At 63.3% G+C, this 18,709-nt stretch carries 20 protein-coding genes and 1 tRNA gene; 11 read left to right on the top strand and 10 right to left on the bottom strand.

The genetic code is table 11. The features are described from left to right. Positions 1-264: 264 nt before the first annotated feature. The 7 genes from AC1DWF_RS05180 (at position 265) to AC1DWF_RS05150 (ending at position 4,773) form a co-directional block, all read left to right on the top strand. Positions 265-1,251: an ABC transporter permease gene (locus tag AC1DWF_RS05180; protein ID WP_476781791.1), complete on the top strand. Its 987-nt coding sequence runs from the start codon at positions 265-267 to the stop codon at positions 1,249-1,251. After that, positions 1,248-2,075 (top strand): ABC transporter permease, encoded by an 828-nt coding sequence (locus AC1DWF_RS05175; protein ID WP_476781790.1) that lies wholly within the window; start codon positions 1,248-1,250, stop codon positions 2,073-2,075. The genes AC1DWF_RS05180 and AC1DWF_RS05175 overlap by 4 nt, the downstream gene beginning before the upstream one ends. After that, positions 2,072-2,827, top strand: coding sequence for an ABC transporter ATP-binding protein (locus AC1DWF_RS05170; protein ID WP_476781793.1), 756 nt, complete (start codon positions 2,072-2,074; stop codon positions 2,825-2,827). Before AC1DWF_RS05175 ends, AC1DWF_RS05170 begins: the two co-directional genes overlap by 4 nt. Continuing rightward, entirely contained in the window at positions 2,824-3,615 is a 792-nt protein-coding gene (locus AC1DWF_RS05165) for an ATP-binding cassette domain-containing protein (RefSeq protein WP_476841492.1), read from the top strand. Before AC1DWF_RS05170 ends, AC1DWF_RS05165 begins: the two co-directional genes overlap by 4 nt. Beyond that, positions 3,612-4,115, top strand: coding sequence for an L-2-amino-thiazoline-4-carboxylic acid hydrolase (locus AC1DWF_RS05160; protein WP_476781788.1), 504 nt, complete (start codon positions 3,612-3,614; stop codon positions 4,113-4,115). The genes AC1DWF_RS05165 and AC1DWF_RS05160 overlap by 4 nt, the downstream gene beginning before the upstream one ends. A 96-nt stretch (positions 4,116-4,211) precedes the next feature. Continuing rightward, positions 4,212-4,400, top strand: a complete 189-nt coding sequence (locus AC1DWF_RS05155; RefSeq protein WP_476781787.1) for a YegP family protein — start codon at positions 4,212-4,214, stop codon at positions 4,398-4,400. Between the two features lie 118 nt (positions 4,401-4,518). Next, a complete protein-coding gene (locus AC1DWF_RS05150; RefSeq protein ID WP_476781786.1) occupies positions 4,519-4,773 on the top strand; it encodes a GlsB/YeaQ/YmgE family stress response membrane protein in 255 nt (84 codons plus the stop codon). Positions 4,774-4,830: 57 nt separating this feature from the next. Here the strand turns inward: AC1DWF_RS05150 and AC1DWF_RS05145 are convergent, their stop codons facing one another. The 7 genes from AC1DWF_RS05145 to AC1DWF_RS05115 all read right to left on the bottom strand — a co-directional run bounded on the left by AC1DWF_RS05145 (position 4,831) and on the right by AC1DWF_RS05115 (position 11,056). Further along, positions 4,831-6,192, bottom strand: a complete 1,362-nt coding sequence (locus AC1DWF_RS05145; protein ID WP_476781785.1) for a sensor histidine kinase — start codon at positions 6,190-6,192, stop codon at positions 4,831-4,833. After that, positions 6,179-6,856 (bottom strand): winged helix-turn-helix domain-containing protein, encoded by a 678-nt coding sequence (locus AC1DWF_RS05140; RefSeq protein WP_476781784.1) that lies wholly within the window; start codon positions 6,854-6,856, stop codon positions 6,179-6,181. Before AC1DWF_RS05140 ends, AC1DWF_RS05145 begins: the two co-directional genes overlap by 14 nt. 79 nt (positions 6,857-6,935) lie before the next feature. Continuing rightward, the gene (locus tag AC1DWF_RS05135; RefSeq protein ID WP_476781783.1) at positions 6,936-7,460 is read right to left on the bottom strand and encodes a cytochrome b; all 525 of its coding nucleotides are present in this window, start codon (positions 7,458-7,460) and stop codon (positions 6,936-6,938) included. Between the two features lie 92 nt (positions 7,461-7,552). Next, positions 7,553-8,350 carry a COG4705 family protein gene (locus AC1DWF_RS05130; protein WP_476781782.1) on the bottom strand — a complete coding sequence of 266 codons (798 nt, stop codon included), beginning with the start codon at positions 8,348-8,350 and terminating at the stop codon, positions 7,553-7,555. A 56-nt stretch (positions 8,351-8,406) separates the two neighbouring features. Beyond that, the gene (locus AC1DWF_RS05125) at positions 8,407-8,673 is read right to left on the bottom strand and encodes a hypothetical protein (protein ID WP_476781781.1); all 267 of its coding nucleotides are present in this window, start codon (positions 8,671-8,673) and stop codon (positions 8,407-8,409) included. A gap of 252 nt (positions 8,674-8,925) precedes the next feature. Beyond that, complete coding sequence (locus AC1DWF_RS05120; RefSeq protein WP_476781780.1) at positions 8,926-9,213, bottom strand: DUF2218 domain-containing protein; 288 nt, start codon at positions 9,211-9,213, stop codon at positions 8,926-8,928. A gap of 460 nt (positions 9,214-9,673) precedes the next feature. Further along, positions 9,674-11,056 carry an FAD-binding oxidoreductase gene (locus AC1DWF_RS05115; protein ID WP_476788763.1) on the bottom strand — a complete coding sequence of 461 codons (1,383 nt, stop codon included), beginning with the start codon at positions 11,054-11,056 and terminating at the stop codon, positions 9,674-9,676. Between the two features lie 637 nt (positions 11,057-11,693). Between AC1DWF_RS05115 and AC1DWF_RS05110 the strand changes: the two genes are divergently transcribed. The 3 genes from AC1DWF_RS05110 to AC1DWF_RS05100 are packed head-to-tail and all read left to right on the top strand — an operon-like array spanning position 11,694 to position 14,204. Continuing rightward, complete coding sequence (locus AC1DWF_RS05110) at positions 11,694-12,728, top strand: methionine ABC transporter ATP-binding protein (protein ID WP_476788773.1); 1,035 nt, start codon at positions 11,694-11,696, stop codon at positions 12,726-12,728. Beyond that, on the top strand, positions 12,718-13,386 hold the full coding sequence (locus tag AC1DWF_RS05105) for a methionine ABC transporter permease (RefSeq protein WP_476781777.1): 669 nt from the start codon (positions 12,718-12,720) through the stop codon (positions 13,384-13,386). The genes AC1DWF_RS05110 and AC1DWF_RS05105 overlap by 11 nt, the downstream gene beginning before the upstream one ends. Before the next feature lie 41 nt (positions 13,387-13,427). Then, positions 13,428-14,204: a MetQ/NlpA family ABC transporter substrate-binding protein gene (locus AC1DWF_RS05100; protein ID WP_476781776.1), complete on the top strand. Its 777-nt coding sequence runs from the start codon at positions 13,428-13,430 to the stop codon at positions 14,202-14,204. A 236-nt stretch (positions 14,205-14,440) separates the two neighbouring features. Here AC1DWF_RS05100 and AC1DWF_RS05095 read toward each other — a convergent pair. Together AC1DWF_RS05095 and AC1DWF_RS05090 are read right to left on the bottom strand one after the other, a co-directional pair. Next, positions 14,441-14,516 (bottom strand) — tRNA-Thr (locus AC1DWF_RS05095). Between the two features lie 148 nt (positions 14,517-14,664). Beyond that, positions 14,665-15,621 (bottom strand): NAD(P)H-dependent flavin oxidoreductase, encoded by a 957-nt coding sequence (locus AC1DWF_RS05090; RefSeq protein ID WP_476804362.1) that lies wholly within the window; start codon positions 15,619-15,621, stop codon positions 14,665-14,667. 227 nt (positions 15,622-15,848) lie between these two features. Here AC1DWF_RS05090 and AC1DWF_RS05085 point away from each other — a divergent pair, with 227 nt between their 5' ends. Next, a complete protein-coding gene (locus AC1DWF_RS05085) occupies positions 15,849-16,949 on the top strand; it encodes a hypothetical protein (protein ID WP_476788760.1) in 1,101 nt (366 codons plus the stop codon). Positions 16,950-17,007: 58 nt separating this feature from the next. Here AC1DWF_RS05085 and AC1DWF_RS05080 read toward each other — a convergent pair whose 3' ends face one another. Next, positions 17,008-18,606 (bottom strand): cisplatin damage response ATP-dependent DNA ligase, encoded by a 1,599-nt coding sequence (locus AC1DWF_RS05080; RefSeq protein WP_476781773.1) that lies wholly within the window; start codon positions 18,604-18,606, stop codon positions 17,008-17,010. Positions 18,607-18,709 lie beyond the last annotated feature (103 nt).

Raw genomic sequence — 18,709 nt, 5'->3', positions numbered from 1 at the left:
CCTTAGCTGGGACGATGATCCGTTACTGAGCATGCCCCTGGAAATTGCAGTGCCTACAATCGCCCCCACCCCTAACCCCTCCCCACAAGGGGGAGGGGGACTTGCTGCCGTGCGCCCTTCAATGGGGTGGCTGTTTGTCTTGGCACATCAAGTGGTGCGGGAATTCCCCTCCCCCTTGTGGGGAGGGGCTAGGGGTGGGGGTCGGCTTTTCCAACGGAAGTATTGCGTGGCGCCACTCCCCCAAACCGGGAGAGGGATACCGCGATGAACCGCGCATTTCGCCTTCTGCGGCGCCGGCTGATAGGCAGCGTTCCGGTGCTGCTGATCGTTGTCGTCGGCTCGTTCCTGTTGCTGGAGGCAGCGCCCGGCGATGCTGTCGACGCCTATATCGCTTCGGTCGGCGGCGACGCTGGTATGATCGAGGCGCTGCGCCAGAGCTGGGGGCTAGATGCTTCGCCGGCGACGCGGCTTGCCGCCTATCTCTGGTCGCTGCTGCATCTCGATCTCGGCCACTCGGTGGCCCTTTCGCGGCCGGTGCTATCAGTGGTGCTGGAGCGGCTGCCCAACACGCTTTTGCTGATGGGCAGCGCGACCGCACTGTCGTTCTTCCTGGGCTCAGCACTCGGCATCGTCGCCGGCTCGCGGCCCGGCAGCTTTCGCGACCGGTTCCTGTCTATCGGTTCGCTGGCGCTCTATGCCGTGCCCGGCTTCTGGCTGGCATTGGTGCTGACCATTGTCTTCTCGGTCCAGCTGCGCTGGCTGCCGCTCTCCGGCATGGAAACCATCGCCTCGGGCAAAGCCGGTTTTTCGCGCGCGCTTGATATCGCCCGACATCTCGTGCTGCCGGTGACGAGCCTCGGCATCATCTATCTCGCGCTCTACCTGCGCATGATGCGCGCCGGCATGGCCGAGGTCTGGCGGATGGATTTTACCCTTGCCGCGCGTGCCCGGGGCATCGGCCGGCGCCGCATCGTCTGGCGTCACGTCGCGCGCAACGCGCTTTTGCCGCTGGTCACCATGCTTGGCCTGCAATCGGCGGCGATGCTCGGCGGCAGCGTCGTGATCGAAAGCGTGTTTTCCATTCCCGGCCTCGGCCGGCTGGCGCAGGAGGCGGTCGGCGCGCGCGACACGCCGCTGCTCATCGGCATCATCCTGGTCAGTGCCGTGCTGGTGATCTTCATCAACCTTGTCGTTGACCTGCTTTATGCGGTGCTCGATCCGCGTGTCGGCGCAAGCGAGGTGAGCGCATGACGCTGTCCCGCTTGACCCGATCGCCGGAGGCTGTCGCCGGCTTCGTCATTCTAGGCTGCCTGTTGTTGATGGCGTTGGCAGCGCCAGTGCTGTTTCCACGCGATCCGCTGTCGATTGCCGGTCCAGCCTTGCTGCGGCCGTTTCAGGATTGGGCGACCCCGCTCGGCACCGACAGGCTTGGCCGCGACGTGCTGGCCGGGCTGTTTCATGGCGCCCGCACCTCGCTTGCCGTCGGGCTTGCGGCGGCCGCCGCTTCGATCCTCGTCGGTAGTGTCGTCGGCACCGTCGCCGGCTTTGCCGGCGGGCTTGTCGACGAGGTGCTGATGCGCATCACCGACGCGTTCCAGACCGTGCCGGGTTTCCTGCTGTCGCTGGCGCTGGTCAGTGTCGTTGGGCCCTCGCTCGGCGTTGTCGTGGTGGCGATCGCGCTCAGCGCCTGGACCGGGCCTGCGCGCATCGCGCGCGCCGAAGTGCTGTCGATCCGCGAACGCGATTATGTCGCCAGCGCCAGGGTGATCGGCATGCATCCCCTCGAGATCGCTTTCCGCGAGGTGCTGCCCAACGCGCTGCCACCGGTGCTGGCGCTGTCGTCGGTGATCGTGGCAGCGGCGATCCTGACCGAGGCGGCACTGTCGTTCCTCGGCCTTGGCGATCCCAACCGCGTGACCTGGGGCGGCATGATCGCGGAGGGCAGGGCGGTGCTGCGCTCAGCACCTTTCTTGTCGATCATCCCGGGCATCGCCTTGGTGCTCGCCGTGCTCGGCGTCTACCTCGCCGGCGAAGGCATCGTCGAAAGTTCGGCCACCAGGCGGGGGAACGCCTGATGGCGCTGCTCAGTGTGCGCGGGCTTGGCGTCCGCTACGGCAATGATGTCCTGGCGCTTGAAGGTGTCGACCTGGACCTCGATGCCGGAGAACGGCTGGCTGTCATCGGCGAAAGCGGGTCGGGCAAGAGCACGCTCGCACGCGCCATCGCCGGGCTTTTGCCGCCCGCTGCCAAGGTCGAGGGCAGCGTCGCTTGGCCGGAGCTTGGGCGGGTGGCGCGAAACGGACGCGATATCGGTTTCGTTTTCCAGGATCCGGCATCGAGCCTCGATCCCGTCATGAATGTTGGCGACCAGGTCGCCGAGGTGGTCCATGTCAATCTCGACATGACATGGCCCGCAGCGCGGCGCCTGGCGGTCGAACTGCTCGACAGGGTCAAGCTGCCGGAGCCTGCGGCAACCGCGAAAGCCTACCCTCATCAGCTTTCCGGCGGCCAGAAACAGCGCGTGGCGATTGCAGCAGCGATTGCCGCAGGGCCACGGCTGTTGATCGCCGACGAGGCGACCAGCGCGCTCGACACCATCGTGCAGGCCGAGATCGTTTCGCTGATCCGGGGACTGGTCGACGAGGACGGCATGGCGCTTTTGTTCGTCAGCCACGACATCGCGCTGGCTGCGAACCTCGCCGACCGCATCGCCGTGTTCCGGCATGGGCGCCTGGTCGAGACGGGCACCGCGGCATCGCTGATTGCGGCACCCACCAGCGACTACACCCGCGCGCTGCTCGATGCGCATCTGGGGCTCGACGCATGACCGCGCCGCTGCTTGAGGTCGCGGGCCTGTCGAAATGCTTTGCGCGTGGCGGCAAAAACTTTGCCGCGCTCGACGGCGTAGGCTTTTCGATTGCGGCGGGCGAGACACTTGCGCTGGTCGGTCCCTCCGGCAGCGGCAAGTCGACGGTGGCGCGCATCTTGTTGCGGCTCGTCGAGGCCGATGCGGGCAGCGCCCGTTTCGATGGGGAAGATCTCCTGGCGCTGCGCGGTGCTGCGCTGCGCGCGGTGTGGGCGAAGCTGCAGATGGTGTTCCAGGACCCGCAGGCGGCTTTCAATCCGCGCGCGACGGTGGCGCGTCTGCTCGACGATCCGCTGCGCATTCATGGTGTTGTCGACAGAGGCGGGAGGCCCAAGGCGATTGCCGCGCTGCTGGAACGCGTCGGGCTGTCGGCCGAACTCGCCGGCCGCGCCGTGCACGAAATCTCGGGCGGGCAGCGCCAGCGCGTGGCGATAGCACGCGCGATTGCCACCAAGCCGTCGCTGATCGTGCTCGACGAGGCGGTGTCGGCGCTGGATGTTCTGGTGCGCGCCGACATGCTGCGCCTGCTCGCCGATCTGCAAAAAGACCAAGGCATCGCCTATCTTTTCATCTCGCACGATCTCGGCGCGGTGCGTGCCATCGCCCACCGCAYCGCCATCATGGATGGCGGCAAGATCGTCGAACAGGGCGCGGCCCGGGCGGTGATCGAAAGCCCAGCTTCCGCGACCGGCAAGGCGCTGGTTACTGCCACGCCCAAACTGCCGCGTGCCAAGGAGAATGCATCGTGACCGATCCCGCCTTAAGGGCCGAAAAGCTCGCCGCCGAACTCGATGCCGCTTTTCGCAACCGCGCCGACCTCTACCGGCTGATGCTGGACGAACTCGCCGCCGAGTTCGGCGACGACAAGGCCGAGGCGATCCTGGTGCGGGCGATCGAAAAGCGCGGCCGCGAGGTCGCCGAGGTGGCCTTCGCCCAGTTCGGGCCCAACGACGCGCGCGCCATCGGTGAGGCCTTTCTGGCGGTCAGCCCCGATGGCGGGCGCATGTATCCGACCGATGTCGAGCGCAGCGACAGCCACATCGCTTTCAAGGTCAAGCGCTGCCCGCTCAAGGATGCCTGGGTGGGCGCTGGTGTCGCCGACGACAAGCTGGCCACGCTGTGCCGGATCGCGGGTGCTTTCGACCGAGGACTGTTCGAGGCAACCGGCATTCGCTTCGACAATGTCACCTGGACGCCGGGCCACGGCTCGGGCTGCTGCCACATCTGCCTGACCGACCGGGATGGCTGAACAAGCCAAGGTTGCGCACGATGGACTTGGGCCGCCCGATCATGCGACGATTCTTCCACCGGCGTGAGTCGTGGGCCGGCAACATGAGGCAAGGCGATGTATAAGTTCGAGGTCTACAAGGACAAGGGCGGCGAGTTCAGGTTCCGCTTCAGGGCGTCCAACGGCGAGGTGATGTTCGGTTCGGAAGGCTATGCGGCCAAGGCATCGGCGCTGAAGGCGATCGAATCCATCAAGAAGAACGCACCAACTGCTGCCGTCGAAGACCAGACCACGGCCATCGCCTGATTTTGGAGCGCCGCGTGTCCATGTGGGCACGCAAAGGACGTCGTTGAACCTGCGCATCGTATTTTTCCGAAAACCCATGCCGGTATTCGGGCCGACGCGCTAAACCAGGAGAGATCAAATGGGTATCGAAAGCCTTCTTGTCTTCCTTATCGTCGGTGCGGTCGCCGGCTGGCTCGCGGGCCAACTCGTCAAGGGCTACGGCTTCGGCCTGCTCGGCAACATCGTCGTCGGTATCGTCGGCGCGCTGATCGCGGGCTGGCTGTTTCCGTTCATCGGTATCGGCCTGGGCTCGGGCATTGTCGGGGCGATCATCCACGCCACAATTGGCGCGGTGATCCTGCTGGTGTTGCTCAGGCTGGTAAAACAGGCCTAGCGGAAGCCACCAACAAAAAGCCAACGAGGCGGCCCCGGTTACTTCGGGCCGCCTTTTTCAACTACGCATGGGGAAGGCGATAGTGACCTTGAGGCCTGGATGGTTGTCGTCGAGCTTCAGTGTCGCGCCATGCAGATCGGCGATGGCGCGAACCAGGCTGAGGCCTAGCCCGCTGCCCGGCGTCGTGCGGCTCTTTTCGGTGCGATAGAGACGCTGGAACACCTTTTCGCGCTCGACCGGCGCAATGCCGGGACCATTGTCGCAGATCTCGGTGACCACCATGTCGCCGAGATTCTTGGCCGACATGGTGATACGCGTTCCCTCGGGGCAATGGCGGATGGCGTTCTCGACAAGATTGGCGAACATCTGGACGAGCAATTCGTGGTCGCCAGAGATCGGATGAAGACCTCTAAAGTCGCCCGAGGCGGCCAGGACCTTGCCATCGTCTTCGGCGACATCGGCGTAGATTTCGGCGATGAAGCTCATGATCTCGTCGAGATCGATGGCCGCGAACCGGGCCTTGCGTGAACCTGCCTCGATCTGGGCGATGCGCAGCAGCGCATCGAAGGTTTCGTTGATGCGGTCGCTTTCGACGCGCGCGTCATCAAGTTCCTCGTTGACTGGCTTGCCTCGCTCATTTTTGCCGATGGCGGTGTCGATGGTCATCTTGAGCCGGTTGAGCGGCGTCTTGAGGTCATGGGCGATATCGGTGCTGACCTGCTTCATGCCCTCCACAAGGGCCGCAAGCCTTTCCAGCGCGGTATTGATCTGGCTTGAAACAGCGTCGATGTCGTCGCCATTGCCGGTCAGCGGAATGCGCGAACCGAGCTTGCCGTTGGAGACGTCGTCCATGGTGTCGCCGATGCTGTCGAGGCGGCGGCGGATACGGGCGGCGAGGAATGCGCTGAGCGCGAAGGCCGTGACCGTGATGATGGCAAGCGCCCAACCCATGCTTTTCAGCGCGATCAGTGCCAGCCGGTCCGTCTCGGCGAGGCTGAGCCCCACCGACAGCCAGTTGTTGCCGACCTTGCCGGAGACGATGCGGTAGTTGCCGTCGCCGCTCAGTCCGGCTTCTTCGGCCGAAAGCATCGAAAGGCCGCTTGCGGTGGGGGGCTTGGTGAAATTGCCCGCAAGGCGTTTGCCGGCGGGGTCGAGCAGGACGAAAATCCGGTCCTCGGGGTTGGAGAGCCGCGAATAGATGTCGACCGCGCCGACAATGTCTTCGAGGTCTCCGTCGGCATCGGTTGCGGCGACGACCGCCCAGATTTCGCGCGCCGAATTGTCGAGCCCGGTCGACAGCTCGGTTCTCATCAACTGGTAGGCAATGAAGCCCATGGCCAGGAAGGCGCTGACGAACAGGGTTCCGAAACCCAGCGCCAGACGGAACGGCGTGCTGCGAAACAGGTTAGGTCGGAGCATGCAGGCTATAGCCTGTGTTGCGCACGGTATGCAGCAAGGGCGCGTCGAAGGGACGGTCGATCTTGGCGCGAAGCCGGCTCATATGGGTTTCTACGACACTGGTCTTGGGATCGAAATGCAGGTCCCAGACGCGCTCGAGCAGCATTGTGCGGGTCAGCACGCGGCCCTCGTTGCGCATCAGGATTTCGAGCAGCTTGAACTCGCGCGGCTGCAGTTCGATCGGCTGCCCGCGCCTGGTGACGCGCCGCTTGATCACATCGAGTTCGAGATCAGCGACTGCCAGCACGGTCTTTTGATCCTGCACCGGCGGCCGGCGCGACAGCGCGTTGACCCGCGCCAACAGTTCGGAAAAGGCAAAAGGCTTGACCAGATAGTCGTCGCCTCCGGCTTCGAGCCCTTCGACACGGTCGTCGACCCCGCCGATCGAGGTGAGAAACAGCACCGGCGTCTTCACATTGGCCGCACGCAGCGCCTTGACGAGGGAAAGCCCGTCGAGATTGGGGATCATCCGGTCCATGACCAGCACGTCGTAGGCGGTTCGCATCGCATGAAACAACGCGTCCTGGCCATCGCCGATGACGTCGCAGAGATGCCCTGCCTCCGAAAACCCTCTGGCGGTGTAGTCGGCGGTCTTCCTGTCGTCTTCAACGACAAGTATGCGCATGCTGTCTTGCCCCGCTCCGCGTCGTCCAGCCATCAGCCTCATAGGGCCGGTCGTAGGGTGCTGTAATAGCACTTCGTGGTCATTCCGTGGAAGCCGGTGAGGCAGGCGACGCGCCAGGCGCCAGCATCCTGCGCAGCGTGCCGTCCTTGAGCACGAAATGATGGAACAAAGCAGCGGCGGCATGAACGCCGATCAGCACGATGAATGCCGGCTTGGCGAGGGCATGCACATCGCCTATCCAGGGCAAGGCGTAATAGGCAATCAGACCTGTGACGGGCGTGACGAACAGCAAGCAATAGAAGGCCACGTGAGTGACCCTGGCGGCAAGAGTCATCCAGGCGGGCGCCGCCGGTTCGACCGGCGGGACGCCTAGCGTAGCGCGCAGGCCGAGCCGCAGAATGATGAGTGCAAGGATCGCGAGGCCGACCCAATAATGAGCGGATGCAAGCGTCTGGTCGGCGGACGAAGCCTGGACGCCGTCGGCGATGGCGTCGACGGCCGCTGTCATGCTTTCACCGAACACCAATTGGAACAGCACCAGCGCCGCCACCATCCAGTGCAGGCCGATCTGGAGCCGGTAATAACCTGATTTCGAAGGGCGCATACAAACCATCCTATTGCTTGGTCGGAATTCAAATGACCCGACGGGGGAGATGCCCCCGCCGGGGATTTACAAAGCGCGCAAGGCAAAGCCTGTCATTCAGGCGCGGCATTGCCTGCTGCTGCGTTGATGCCGCTCCGGCTTGCCTGGGTGAATGTCATGAACAGGATCAATGCTGCGATGCCGACGAGGAAGATGAAGCTGGTCACGGTCGTTCCGAAATCGAGGCCGCCATGTTCCCCCGGTTGCGCAAACAGGTCGCCAAGCGACGCGCCCCATGGTCTAGTCAGGATGTAGGCGAGCCAGAAAGCCAGGATGCCGTTCAGATTGAGCGCGTAGTAGGCAAAGGCGATCGCGGCGATGATCGAGCCGAAGATGACACCGGTCTGCAGGTAGCCGAGGCCCAGTCCTTCGGCGGTCAGATCGCCGGCGGCGGTTCCGAGCGCGAAGGTGAACAAGACCGCGAGCCAGTAGAAGGTTTCGCGCCTGGTGGTGGTGATGCTGTGGATCGACAGAGTCCTTTCCGACGCGTACCAGAGCGTGAAAGTGGCCGCCAGCAAGACGCTGAAGAGCAGCGTCGTCGTTTGCAGGCTGACGCCGAAATTGTCGACAAGATTGTCCGTCACCAGCGTGCCGACGACGCTGATCAGCACCACTGTCACCCAGTAGATCCACGGAACGTAGCGGAACTGGGCGAATTGCAGGGCCAGGGCTGCGATCAGAAGACCGCTCAGGATCCACGATGTGGTCGCCAGGCCCATATCGAGGTCGAGGTTCATGTAATCGGCGGCTGTTTCGCCGACGGTCACCGCCAGCAGCTTGATCAGCCAGAAGTCGAATGTGACCGCAGGGACCTTGTTTAGCATCTGCGCACGGTTAGTTCGCGTCGTCATGACGTTGTTCCTCGTTGCAGGGACTGTTGGGGAAGATGCGGGGGGAGGTGCTGGCGCTATTTGCCGAGCACCTGCAGCGCTTGTTGAAAGAATGCGTCGGCACCGGCATCGTCGTCGGCCTTGCAGCGCTCAAGGCCCTTGCCCTTGAGGTCGACGGCCTTGGCCTTTTCGGTGTCGGCTGCTTTCGTCGCCTTCATCGCGGCATTGACGTCGCTCAGCATCTGTTCGCACGGTACCGGAGCGGTGGCAGCCAGGGCGAAAGTGGGAATCGAGCCGAGAGCGGCGGCGAGTGCAAAGGCAGCGACAGCAAAAGATTTCGTCATATCCATCATCCCGTTGGAAGCCGGAAGGTCCGGCTGTTTTGACAATTTCCGGCCCGAGAGGTTTGGCCGGCAGGGAGATGTCTAAGGTGCCGAGGTCTACTGGTCCTGTCTGAGGCCATACGGTTTTGTAAGAAACGCAATCCGGTCTGCGACAAGGTGAAGGCGAACGCCTTCATCGAACCGCAATGCGCCGTCTTCGCCGGCATCAATTTCCGGTTCGCCCTCGGCAAGTAGAAGCCGCTACCCGTCAGCCTAGTTCGGGTCGACTGGCTTCCAGTCGAAATGCAATTCCTCGCGGAACGCGAAACGCACGATATGGTCGACCACGACCTGCTCAAGTCGCGGCAGGTCGGCTGCCTCCAGTTCGACCGTCAGGGCTGAATCGCCCGCGCTCAGATCGATCAATCTTCCTTCGCCAAGATCGATGCGTCCCTGGACAGGCGAGAACTCGACTTCGAATTTGTGGCCCCAGTGCTTGCAGAGTTGCTGCAGGTAGCGGCTTGCATGTTTTGTTGTGACAACAGCTTTTGACTTGGGCATCGCGCCTGGTTCCTTGTTTCGCCTGCTTCGAATGTCCGGCCCGACGGTTGCATTTGTAATCTTTGCGGGCGGTTTGCCATCTCGAATTTTTATGCGGTCCGGGCTTACTCTTCATCGAACCGAGATGAAAAACCTGCTCGACAAGCTCGCGGAAGGACCGGCGGCGAACCGGACTCACGGAACAGCCACCGACCTGCCGGTGACAATAATCGGATCGGAGCTTGAAGCGCTAGCGGTGCAGAGGGCAGCGCTGTTGGCCTACGACACCGATTTCAAGGGTTATGCCCTCACAGGCACCAGCCTGGCAACGCGGTGCAGATTTGCGCTGCGAGAGCCGATATTTTCGGCCGCCCGCCGCATGGCGAACAGCAGGGCCGCTGCACGCGGCCCTGGTTTTCTCATGCGACAAGCCTGTCCGCCCTCGGACGTGGACCCAAGGACGGACAGGCTCAGCTTCGGCTTATGGCCGGATGTTCTGGTTGACCCGGAAGAGGTTCTTCGGATCGTATTTGTGCTTGGCTGCGGCGAGCCGCCCATAATTGGCGCCATAGGCGGCACGCACGCGCGCCTCGCCCTCATCGTCCATCATGAAGTTGATATAGGCGCCGCCATGCGCATTGTGCTTGTGCACCGCCGCCCAATACGCGCCAGCCCAGCGCTTCAGCTCCGGCGCCTTGCCAGGGTCGGGATCGATGCCGGCGATAACCATCGACCAGCGGGCTCGCCGCGCACCCCAGGCGGTTGCATCAGCAGCCACGTCGTGGACCGCTCCGTCGATGGGATAGAGATGCATCAGCGACAGCTCGCTCGGGCTCTTCGAGCCGTGCTCGACATGGGCAGCGATTGCCGCATCGGACAGCTCGTCGACATAGTCGCCCTTCCAGTACCACTGCAGCCCCTTCGGCAGCAGTGGATCGAACAACGCCTGGAGGCCGACGAAGGGCACCTGCATCATGCCGTCCATCAGCGGCTTGGGCAGCGCGTCGCGGGCGGGCTGCATCGCCTGGATGCCGTCCTCCTCGGTGCCGTTGTAGCAGCTGATGAGCGCACAGATCCGCTTGCCCCAGATCTCGCGCGGGAACGGATCGCAGGAGGGCACCGTCTTGATCCCGAAGAACATCGCGAGTTCACGCGGCGCTTTCGGCAGGAAGCCGCGATACCAGCGCATGATCTCGGCGGCATGGGCGATGTCGTAGAAGATCGGCCCGGCATAAACGTCCTTCGCCGGATGCGCCTGGAATGTGAAGCGCGTCACGACGCCGAAATTGCCACCGCCGCCGCGTAGCGCCCAAAACAGCTCCGGATTTTCGTCCTTGCTTGCCGTGACAACGCTGCCGTCGGCTAGCACGACCTCGGCGGCAAGCAGGTTGTCGATGGTGAGCCCGTGCTTGCGCGTGAGATAGCCGGTGCCGCCGCCCAGCGTCAGTCCGGCGATGCCTGTCGTCGAGACGATGCCCGCCGGGACCGCAAGCCCGTGCTCGCTGGTGGCGCGGTCGACGTCGCCTTGGGTGCAGCCGGCCTCGACGTGGACCGTGCGCGTGGCGGGATCGATATCGATCCGCTTCATCGGCGACATGTCGATGACCATGCCGCCGTCGCAACTGCCGAAGCCCGGACCGTTGTGGCCGCCGCCGCGAATGGCAACGAGCAATTGCTTGTCTCGGGCATGATTGACGGCGGCGACCACGTCGGCAACCTCGGCGCAAGGGACGATCCAGCGCGGCCGCTTGTCGATCATGGCGTTGTAGAGCGTGCGAGCCGCGTCATAGTCTGGGTGATCTTGGCCGATGAGGCTCGCGCGGAGCCGCTCGGGAAAGTCAGGCGAAGCAGTTGACTTCAGCATTTTGAACTCTCGTGTTTCGGAGCAAAACGCATCAGCGCCTCGGCCAAGAGGTTTTTGTCCTGGCGGTCAGTCATTGCGTTTCGCCGGTTGAACATGCCGCACTCGCGGCACTTCCCGTCCTACTCCGCTTCCATTTCAGGTGTTTTTCTGTAGCGCCGAAGGCGTGTTTCGTTTGTTTCAGCGGCAGCCAGCCGCTGACAGCATCGCCTCATGTGTTGGCCGGTGGAAGTCGCAGCGCATGATGACGGCCTCGGCGCCGCAAACACCACTACCTGCAGGCTGAAATATCCTGCGGGATGCCGCTTCCGGCCGGTTGGTGGTGAGCAACAGCCGGCGGATGACGGTCCCGAACGGGCGTTTTGCAGAGATATTCTCCTGAATGGCCGATCTTGAGAATTCCATTCCTGTCGGATCCCGCCAAATCGGGGCAATGGAGCGTCTGCCGGCCCCAGGCACGCGAGATCAAGGTTGATTGCATGCTACGATTAGTCACCCGTCATCGAATGCGTAGCGCCTTCGTATGACGCTGTGGCGATGCTATCTCGCCCGGGTGACCTGACTAAAACGTGAGCTAATTATGAAATTGCCAATTGCAGCGGCCGACGGGGCTCGCCATGAGCGCGCGCAAGCCGCGCCCATGGTCGCGTTCGAGGGCGTGACCAAGCGCTTCGGCGACGGTGCGAAATCCTTCACCGCGCTCGATGGCGTGGACATGACCGTCGGCCGAGGGGAGATCACCGGCATCATCGGCCGCTCCGGTGCCGGCAAGTCCACGCTCATCCGGCTCGTCAACGGCCTTGAAAAGGCGAGTTCGGGCAAGGTGGTGGTGGACGGCACCGAGGTTGGGGAGCTGAACGAGGCTGGCCTGCGCGGTCTGCGGCGCGAGGTCGGGATGATCTTCCAACACTTCAACCTGCTGTCCTCGCGTACTGCTTTCGACAATATCGCATTGCCGCTGGAGGTCGCCGGGCTGGATCGTGCCGCGATCAAAGGGAAGGTCGACCCACTGCTTGATCTCGTCGGGCTTGGCGACAAGGTCGACCGCTATCCGTCGGAACTCTCCGGCGGGCAGAAGCAGCGCGTCGGCATTGCGCGGGCGCTGGCGACCTCGCCCAAACTCCTGCTTTCCGACGAGGCGACCTCCGCGCTCGACCCAGAAACCACCCAGTCGATCCTGGCGCTGCTGAAGCAGATCAATGCCGATCTCGGCCTGACGGTGCTGTTGATCACCCATGAGATGGAGGTAGTCAAAACCATTGCCTCGCACGTCGCCGTCATCGACAAGGGACAAATCGTCGAGCAGGGCCGGACCTTCGACATCTTCACCGCTCCGAAGCACGAGACGACGAAGATCCTCCTCTCCTCAACGCTCGGCATTTCCCTGCCGGAATGGCTGCGTGCCGGAGTGAAGGCCGCGCCTTCGGCGGGCGACCGCATTCTCGTGCGGCTCACCTTCTTCGGCGCGACGGCCTTCCAGCCGCTGACGGCGCAGCTGGTCACGGAGATTGGCGGAAACGTCAACATCCTCGCGGGTGCCATCGAGGAGATCGCGGGGGAACCTTTCGGGACGCTCGTCGTCGCCTATCCGGCGACACCAGAGATTCTTGACCGCGCCAGCCGCTTTTATGTGGCCACGGGCCTTGCCACGGAGGTGCTCGGCTATGTCGCCTGAGATGCTTTTCGACGTGCTCTGGAAATCGCTGCTGCAGACGCTGCACATGGTGGCCGTATCCGGCCTCATCGGCTCCCTGATCGGCCTGCCGATCGGCGTCTTTCTCGCTACCAGCGCCAGGAACGAACTCTTCCCCGCGCCGGCGCTCAACCACGCGATCGGGCTCGTCGTCAACGCCGCGCGATCGACGCCCTTCATTATCCTCGTCGTTGCCATTATCCCCTTCACGCGCCTCCTGACAGGCACGTCGATCGGTACCACCGCGGCCATAGTGCCCCTGACCATCGCCACAGTTCCGTTCTTCGCGCGCCTGGTGGAGGCCGCAGTACGCGATGTTGACAAAGGGCTCATCGAAGCGGCTCGCGCCATGGGGGCGACGCCGATGCAAATCGTTTTCAAGGTGCTTCTCGCCGAAGCGCGCCCGGCCATCTTGCTCGCCTTCACTATGACCATTGTCAGCCTGATCGGCTTTTCGGCGATGGTCGGCGCGGTCGGTGGCGGCGGCCTCGGCGATCTCGGCATCCGCTACGGTTACCAGCGCTTTATGCCGGAAGTCATGCTGGCCGTTGTGGTGATGCTGATCGTCCTCGTGCAACTCGTCCAGAGCGCAGGCGACGCCCTTGCCCGTCGCTTTGACAAGCGCAACCGCAAGAGTTGATTCAACCCCTCCCAAGTCATGTCATCATCAAGGAGAAAACTATGATGAAGTTCCTCGTCTCGGCGGCTCTTGCTGCCCTCATCAGCGTCCCGGCGCTYGCCGAAGACATCAAGGTCGGCGTTACGCCCGGCGAGCACGCTCAGATCATGGAAAAGGTCAAGGAAGTCGCCGCCAAGAATGGTCTCAACATCGAGATCCTGGAATTTTCGGACTACGTGGTACCGAACCAGGCGCTGGCCGACGGCGATCTCAACGCCAACTCCTTCCAGCACCAGCCCTATCTCGACAACCAGATCGCCGATCGCGGTTTCGACCTTGTCAGCGTCGGCAAGACCATCACCACCCCTATGGGCGTCTATTCCAAGAAGGTGAAGAGCCTCGGCGAGCTCGCCGAAGGCGCAACCGTCGCSATCCCGAACGACCCGACCAATGGCGGYCGCGCGCTTCTGGTTCTCGCCAAGGAAGGCCTCATCAAGGTCAATCCGGAAGTGGGTCTGAAGGCGGGCCCCGCCGACATCACCGAAAATCCCAAGAACATTCAGTTCGCCGAACTCGACGCGGCCCAGCTGCCGCGTTCGCTGGACGATGTCGATGCGGCGGTCATCAACACCAACTTCGCGCTGGAAGCGGGCCTGCATCCGAAGAACGACGCCATCGCAATCGAAGGTAGCGAGTCGCCCTATGCCAATGTGATCGTCGTGCGCAGCGCCGACAAGGACGCGCCATGGGTCAAGACGCTAGTCGAGTCCTACCATGACGAAAGCATCAAGTCGTTCATCAACGACGAGTTCAAGGGCGCCCTGATTCCATCCTGGTAAGCAGCGCACGGGCATCGCTCGAGCTTGCCAAACCATAGAAACTGCGCCGCCCGGCTGGCCCAGCCCGCCGGGCGGCGCGCCTCGATTTCGGATTTGCAGGGCTGATGCCACATATGAAATGGCGCAGGTGGCTGCGCAGCGACCGCCAGCAACGAGCAGCCACTGCAAACGACGCCGCCAAGCAGCGCAGCTTCGTGCATTGCTAGTGACTCAGCGACTGATGAAAACGGGAAAAATGGTGCCGCTTAGGTGACTCGAACACCTGACCCCCGCATTACGAATGCGATGCTCTACCAACTGAGCTAAAGCGGCTTCCATGCTTCGCGACCCGGAAGGTGCGAGGCAATGAGCGCGTGATAACTTCATTGCGCTCGGATTTCAAGACACCTTCTGACGGTTTTGAGCAGCGGCGATAACCCGTCATCGCAGGCTTGCCGGCTCAGCCCGCCATTGTTGTACCTCAGCCCACGAGGCGGGCCTTGGCGGCGGCGTACTCGCTGGCCAGGCGCTCGACCAGTTCGGCAACCGGCATGACCTTGTCGATGGCACCGATGCCCTGGCCGCAGCCCCAGATGTCCTTCCAGGCCTTGTATTTGTTGTCGCCTTCGAAATCCATCTGCGTCGGATCGGAGACGGCGAGGTTGTCGGGGTCCATGCCGGCGGCGCGGACTGAGCCCTTGAGGTAGTTGCCGTGGATGCCGGTGAACAGGTTGGAGTAGACGATGTCGGCGGCCTTGGAGTCGACGATCATCTGCTTGTAGGCGTCGGCAGCGCGCGCCTCCTCGGTGGCGATGAAGGGCGAGCCGATGTAAGCGAGGTCAGCCCCCATCGCTTGGGCTGCGAGCACTGCACCGCCATTGGCGATTGCGCCCGACAAAAGCAGCGGGCCGTCGAACCATTGGCGGATTTCCTGGATCAGCGCGAAGGGTGAAAGCGTGCCGGCATGGCCGCCGGCCCCGGTGGCAACGGCGATCAGCCCGTCGGCCCCCATCTTGATTGCCTTGCGGGCGTGGCGGTCGTGGATGATGTCGTGCAAAACGATGCCGCCATAAGAATGGACGGCCTGGTTGACCTCTTCGACCGCGCCGAGCGAGGAGATGACGATCGGCACCTTGTACTTCACGCACAGGCGCAGGTCGTGTTCGAGGCGCTTGTTGGACTTGTGGACGATCTGGTTGACGGCAAAGGGTGCTGCCGGGCGATCCGGGTTGGCGGCGTCATGGGTGGCGAGGTCTTCTGTGACCATGGCCAGCCACTCGTCGAGCTGTGCCTCGGGCCGGGCGTTGAGCGCGGGGAAGGAGCCGACGATTCCGGCCTTGCACTGCGCCAGCACCAGAGGCGGATGCGAGATGATGAACAAAGGTGCGCCGACCACGGGGATGCGCAAGTTCTTCTTGAGGATGTCAGGCAGCGCCACGCTTTTCTCCCGGCTCTCGATTTTGACGTTTCCGTAAACGTCACTCCATATAGCAGATCGAGCGCTGTCCACAATGTACAGGCTTGGGCGCCTGGCGCACTTGTTTTGCCCGCCCCAAGGGGCATTGCATCCTGTTTTGGCCGACAAAACGCCAACAGCGCCGTTGATTGATGCCCTCTCTGCCGCTAACCATCTGGCAACACAGGCGCCGTTGCGAGGAAAATCGATTGGATTCGATCGAAAAGGCGATCCGGAACGCTTTCGAAAAAGGCGATCCCGAGAACCGCGAGTTTCGCGAAAAGGTCTATCGCGCGGCCTTTGCCGCGCTTGACCGTGCTCTCAAGAACAACCCGGCCATGACCGTGGAAGTGGCGATCAACCGCCGCAAGGCGCTGCAGGCGACGATCACCGAGATCGAATCGGAGTTCATGCCGGCAGGCCCCGAGGTCTCCATCGGCTCGGCCAACCCGGCCTCGGCACCGGAAGTGTCGCTCAACGGCAATGGCGCGCCCAAGGCGCCGTCGGTCTCGATCGGAAAGCCGGCAAAAGGCGTGACGCCTGTCGTGCCCGATATCATGCCCGATGCGACCTTGCCCGGCGGCCCGCCGATCGAGCTTTCCGAAAAGCGCAGCAGGGCCGAGCGACGCGCGGCCGACCGCGCCAGCGCGCGCGCCGAAAAGCGGCGGCCTTTCGCGGCGATTTTCTTTGCCGTCACCCTGCTTTCCATGGGTGGTATCGGCGCTTGGTGGGCCGTGCAGACCGATCTGTTCAAATCGGCCGCCGAGATCGACACCTCGGTGCACAATCCCCCCAAGCAGCTCGAGAGCGAGGATTTTTCGCCTGACGGCACCAATGCGGGCCCGGCACGCCCCGGAGAGGTCGATCAGGCGCGCAACTGGATCACCGTCTTCACGCCCACCGATTCGACCGGTGTGAGCGCGCCCAACGGCACGACGGCCGAAATCGCCAAGGACGATACCGGCAGCTATCTGCGCATTCGTTCGGGCACATCAGGTTCGGCCGTCAGCTTCGATGTCGGCCAGGGCGTGCTCGAGCAGATCGCCGGCAAGCATGCGGTCTTCGACATCGTCGCCCGCGCCGAAGACGGCCAGGAAACGCAGATGGCCGTCGACTGCAATTTCGGCGAGCTCGGCGATTGCGGCCGCAAGCGCTACATCGTCAGCTACCAGCGCGGTGAATATCTGTTCGAGATGGACGTGCCTGACAAGAAGCCGGGTGCTGCCGGCACCATCGCCATCAATTCGGACTTCGCCAAGGAAGGCAAGGCGGTCGACATCTACCAGATCAGGGTCTCGGTGACCGAGTAGAACGTTATTTGAGCATGATCTTGTCCGAAAACCGGCGGCCACTTTTCGGGATCATGCTTTAATCGAGCAGCGCCTGCAGCGTCTCGATGCGGTCGGCTTCATCAGGCGGCTTGTCCCAGCGCAGCCGCGATATCCGGGGAAAGCGCATGGCGACGCCCGACTTGTGGCGCGTCGAGCGGTTGAGGCCTTCGAAGGCGACTTCCAGCACCAGCCCGTTTTTCCTGTCGGCACGCACCGAGCGCACCGGGCCGAAACGTTCGATGGTGTTGTCGCGGACATATTTGTCGATCTGCCTCAGCTCCTCGTCGGTGAAGCCGAAATAGGCCTTGCCGACCGGCACCAATTCCTCAGCGCCCTCGGCACCCGACCAGACCCCGAATGTGTAGTCGGAATAAAAGCTCGAGCGCTTGCCGTGGCCACGCTGGGCATACATCAGCACCGCGTCGACAGTGTGCGGATCGCGCTTCCACTTGAACCAGGGCCCCTTGGGGCGGCCGGCGAGATAGGGCGAATCGAGCCGCTTCAGCATCACGCCCTCGATGATCGGATGAGGCGGTATGCGGCGCATCTCTTCGAGTGCTGCCCAATCGCCGAACGGCACCAGCGGCGACAGGTCGAAGCGGGTGGGATCGAGCGTGGCGATGAAGGCTTCGAGCCGCTCGCGGCGCGCGGTGAAGGGCAGGCCGCGCAGGTCCTCGCCATCAAGCTGGAGCAGGTCGTAGCAACGCACGAAGGCCGGATATTGCGTCTGCATCTTGGGCGAGACGGTCTTGCGGTTGAGCCGCTGCTGCAGGTCGGAGAAAGTGCCGGTGGCTTCGGCCGGCACGCCGACGAGGAGTTCGCCGTCGAGCGCAGCATTGAAATCCATGGCGGCCACGACGTCGGGGAAAGCACCTGACACATCGTCGCCGGTACGCGAGTAGAGCCGGCGGATGCCACCTTCTGAGACCGCCTGGACGCGGATGCCATCCCATTTCCATTCGGCGGCGTAGTCGGCTGGCGCAAGCTTTTCGAGGTCGCCGTCACTGAGCGGGTTGGACAGCATGACCGGGCGGAACAGCGCCTTTGCAGTTTTCTCAGGCTTCGGCGTTTTGCCTTCCAGCCAGGCGAACAGCTCGATGTAGGGCGCAGTGAGGCCGTGCCAGAGTTCCTCGATTTCCGACACGTCAACCTTGCCGAGATCGGCAAGTGCCTGCTTGGCAAGCCTCGCCGACACGCCGATGCGCAGGCCGCCGGTGACCAGCTTGATGATGGCATAGCGGGCCGAAATAGCTGCCTGGTCGAGCAGCCGGGCGAGCACGGCGGGGCCGTCGGAGCGGCTGGCCGATTGCAGCTTTTCGACCACTTCGGCAAGCGAGATGTCGTGGTTGGGGCGCTGGTCTGGTACTTCCGGCCAGACCAGCGAGACCGTCTCGGCGAGGTCGCCGACATAGTCGTAGGAGTAGCCGAAGAGGATGGGATCCATGCGCTCGGCCACCAGCTGGCGCAGCATGGCGGGCTTGACCGATGCGATGTTGAGATCGCCGGTGAGGGCGGCAAGGGCCAGCCCGCGGTCGGGGTCCTCGACGTCGCGGAAATAGTCGGTGATGAGCTTGAGCTTGCCATTGCGCGACGGCGTCAGCACGAGGCGATCGAGGAGCTCGGCGAAGCGGTTCATAGGAGAGGCGTCCCCGATCGGCGTCGCGTGCTGTCCCACCCCCCTCTGGCCTGCCGGCCATCTCCCCCGCGAGGGGGGAGATCAGCCAGCGTGGCTACCTGCC

This window comes from Aminobacter sp. P4_D5 (assembly GCF_056401815.1).
Note: the sequence above shows the minus strand (reverse complement) of the source record. Positions and strands in the feature narration are given on the sequence as shown.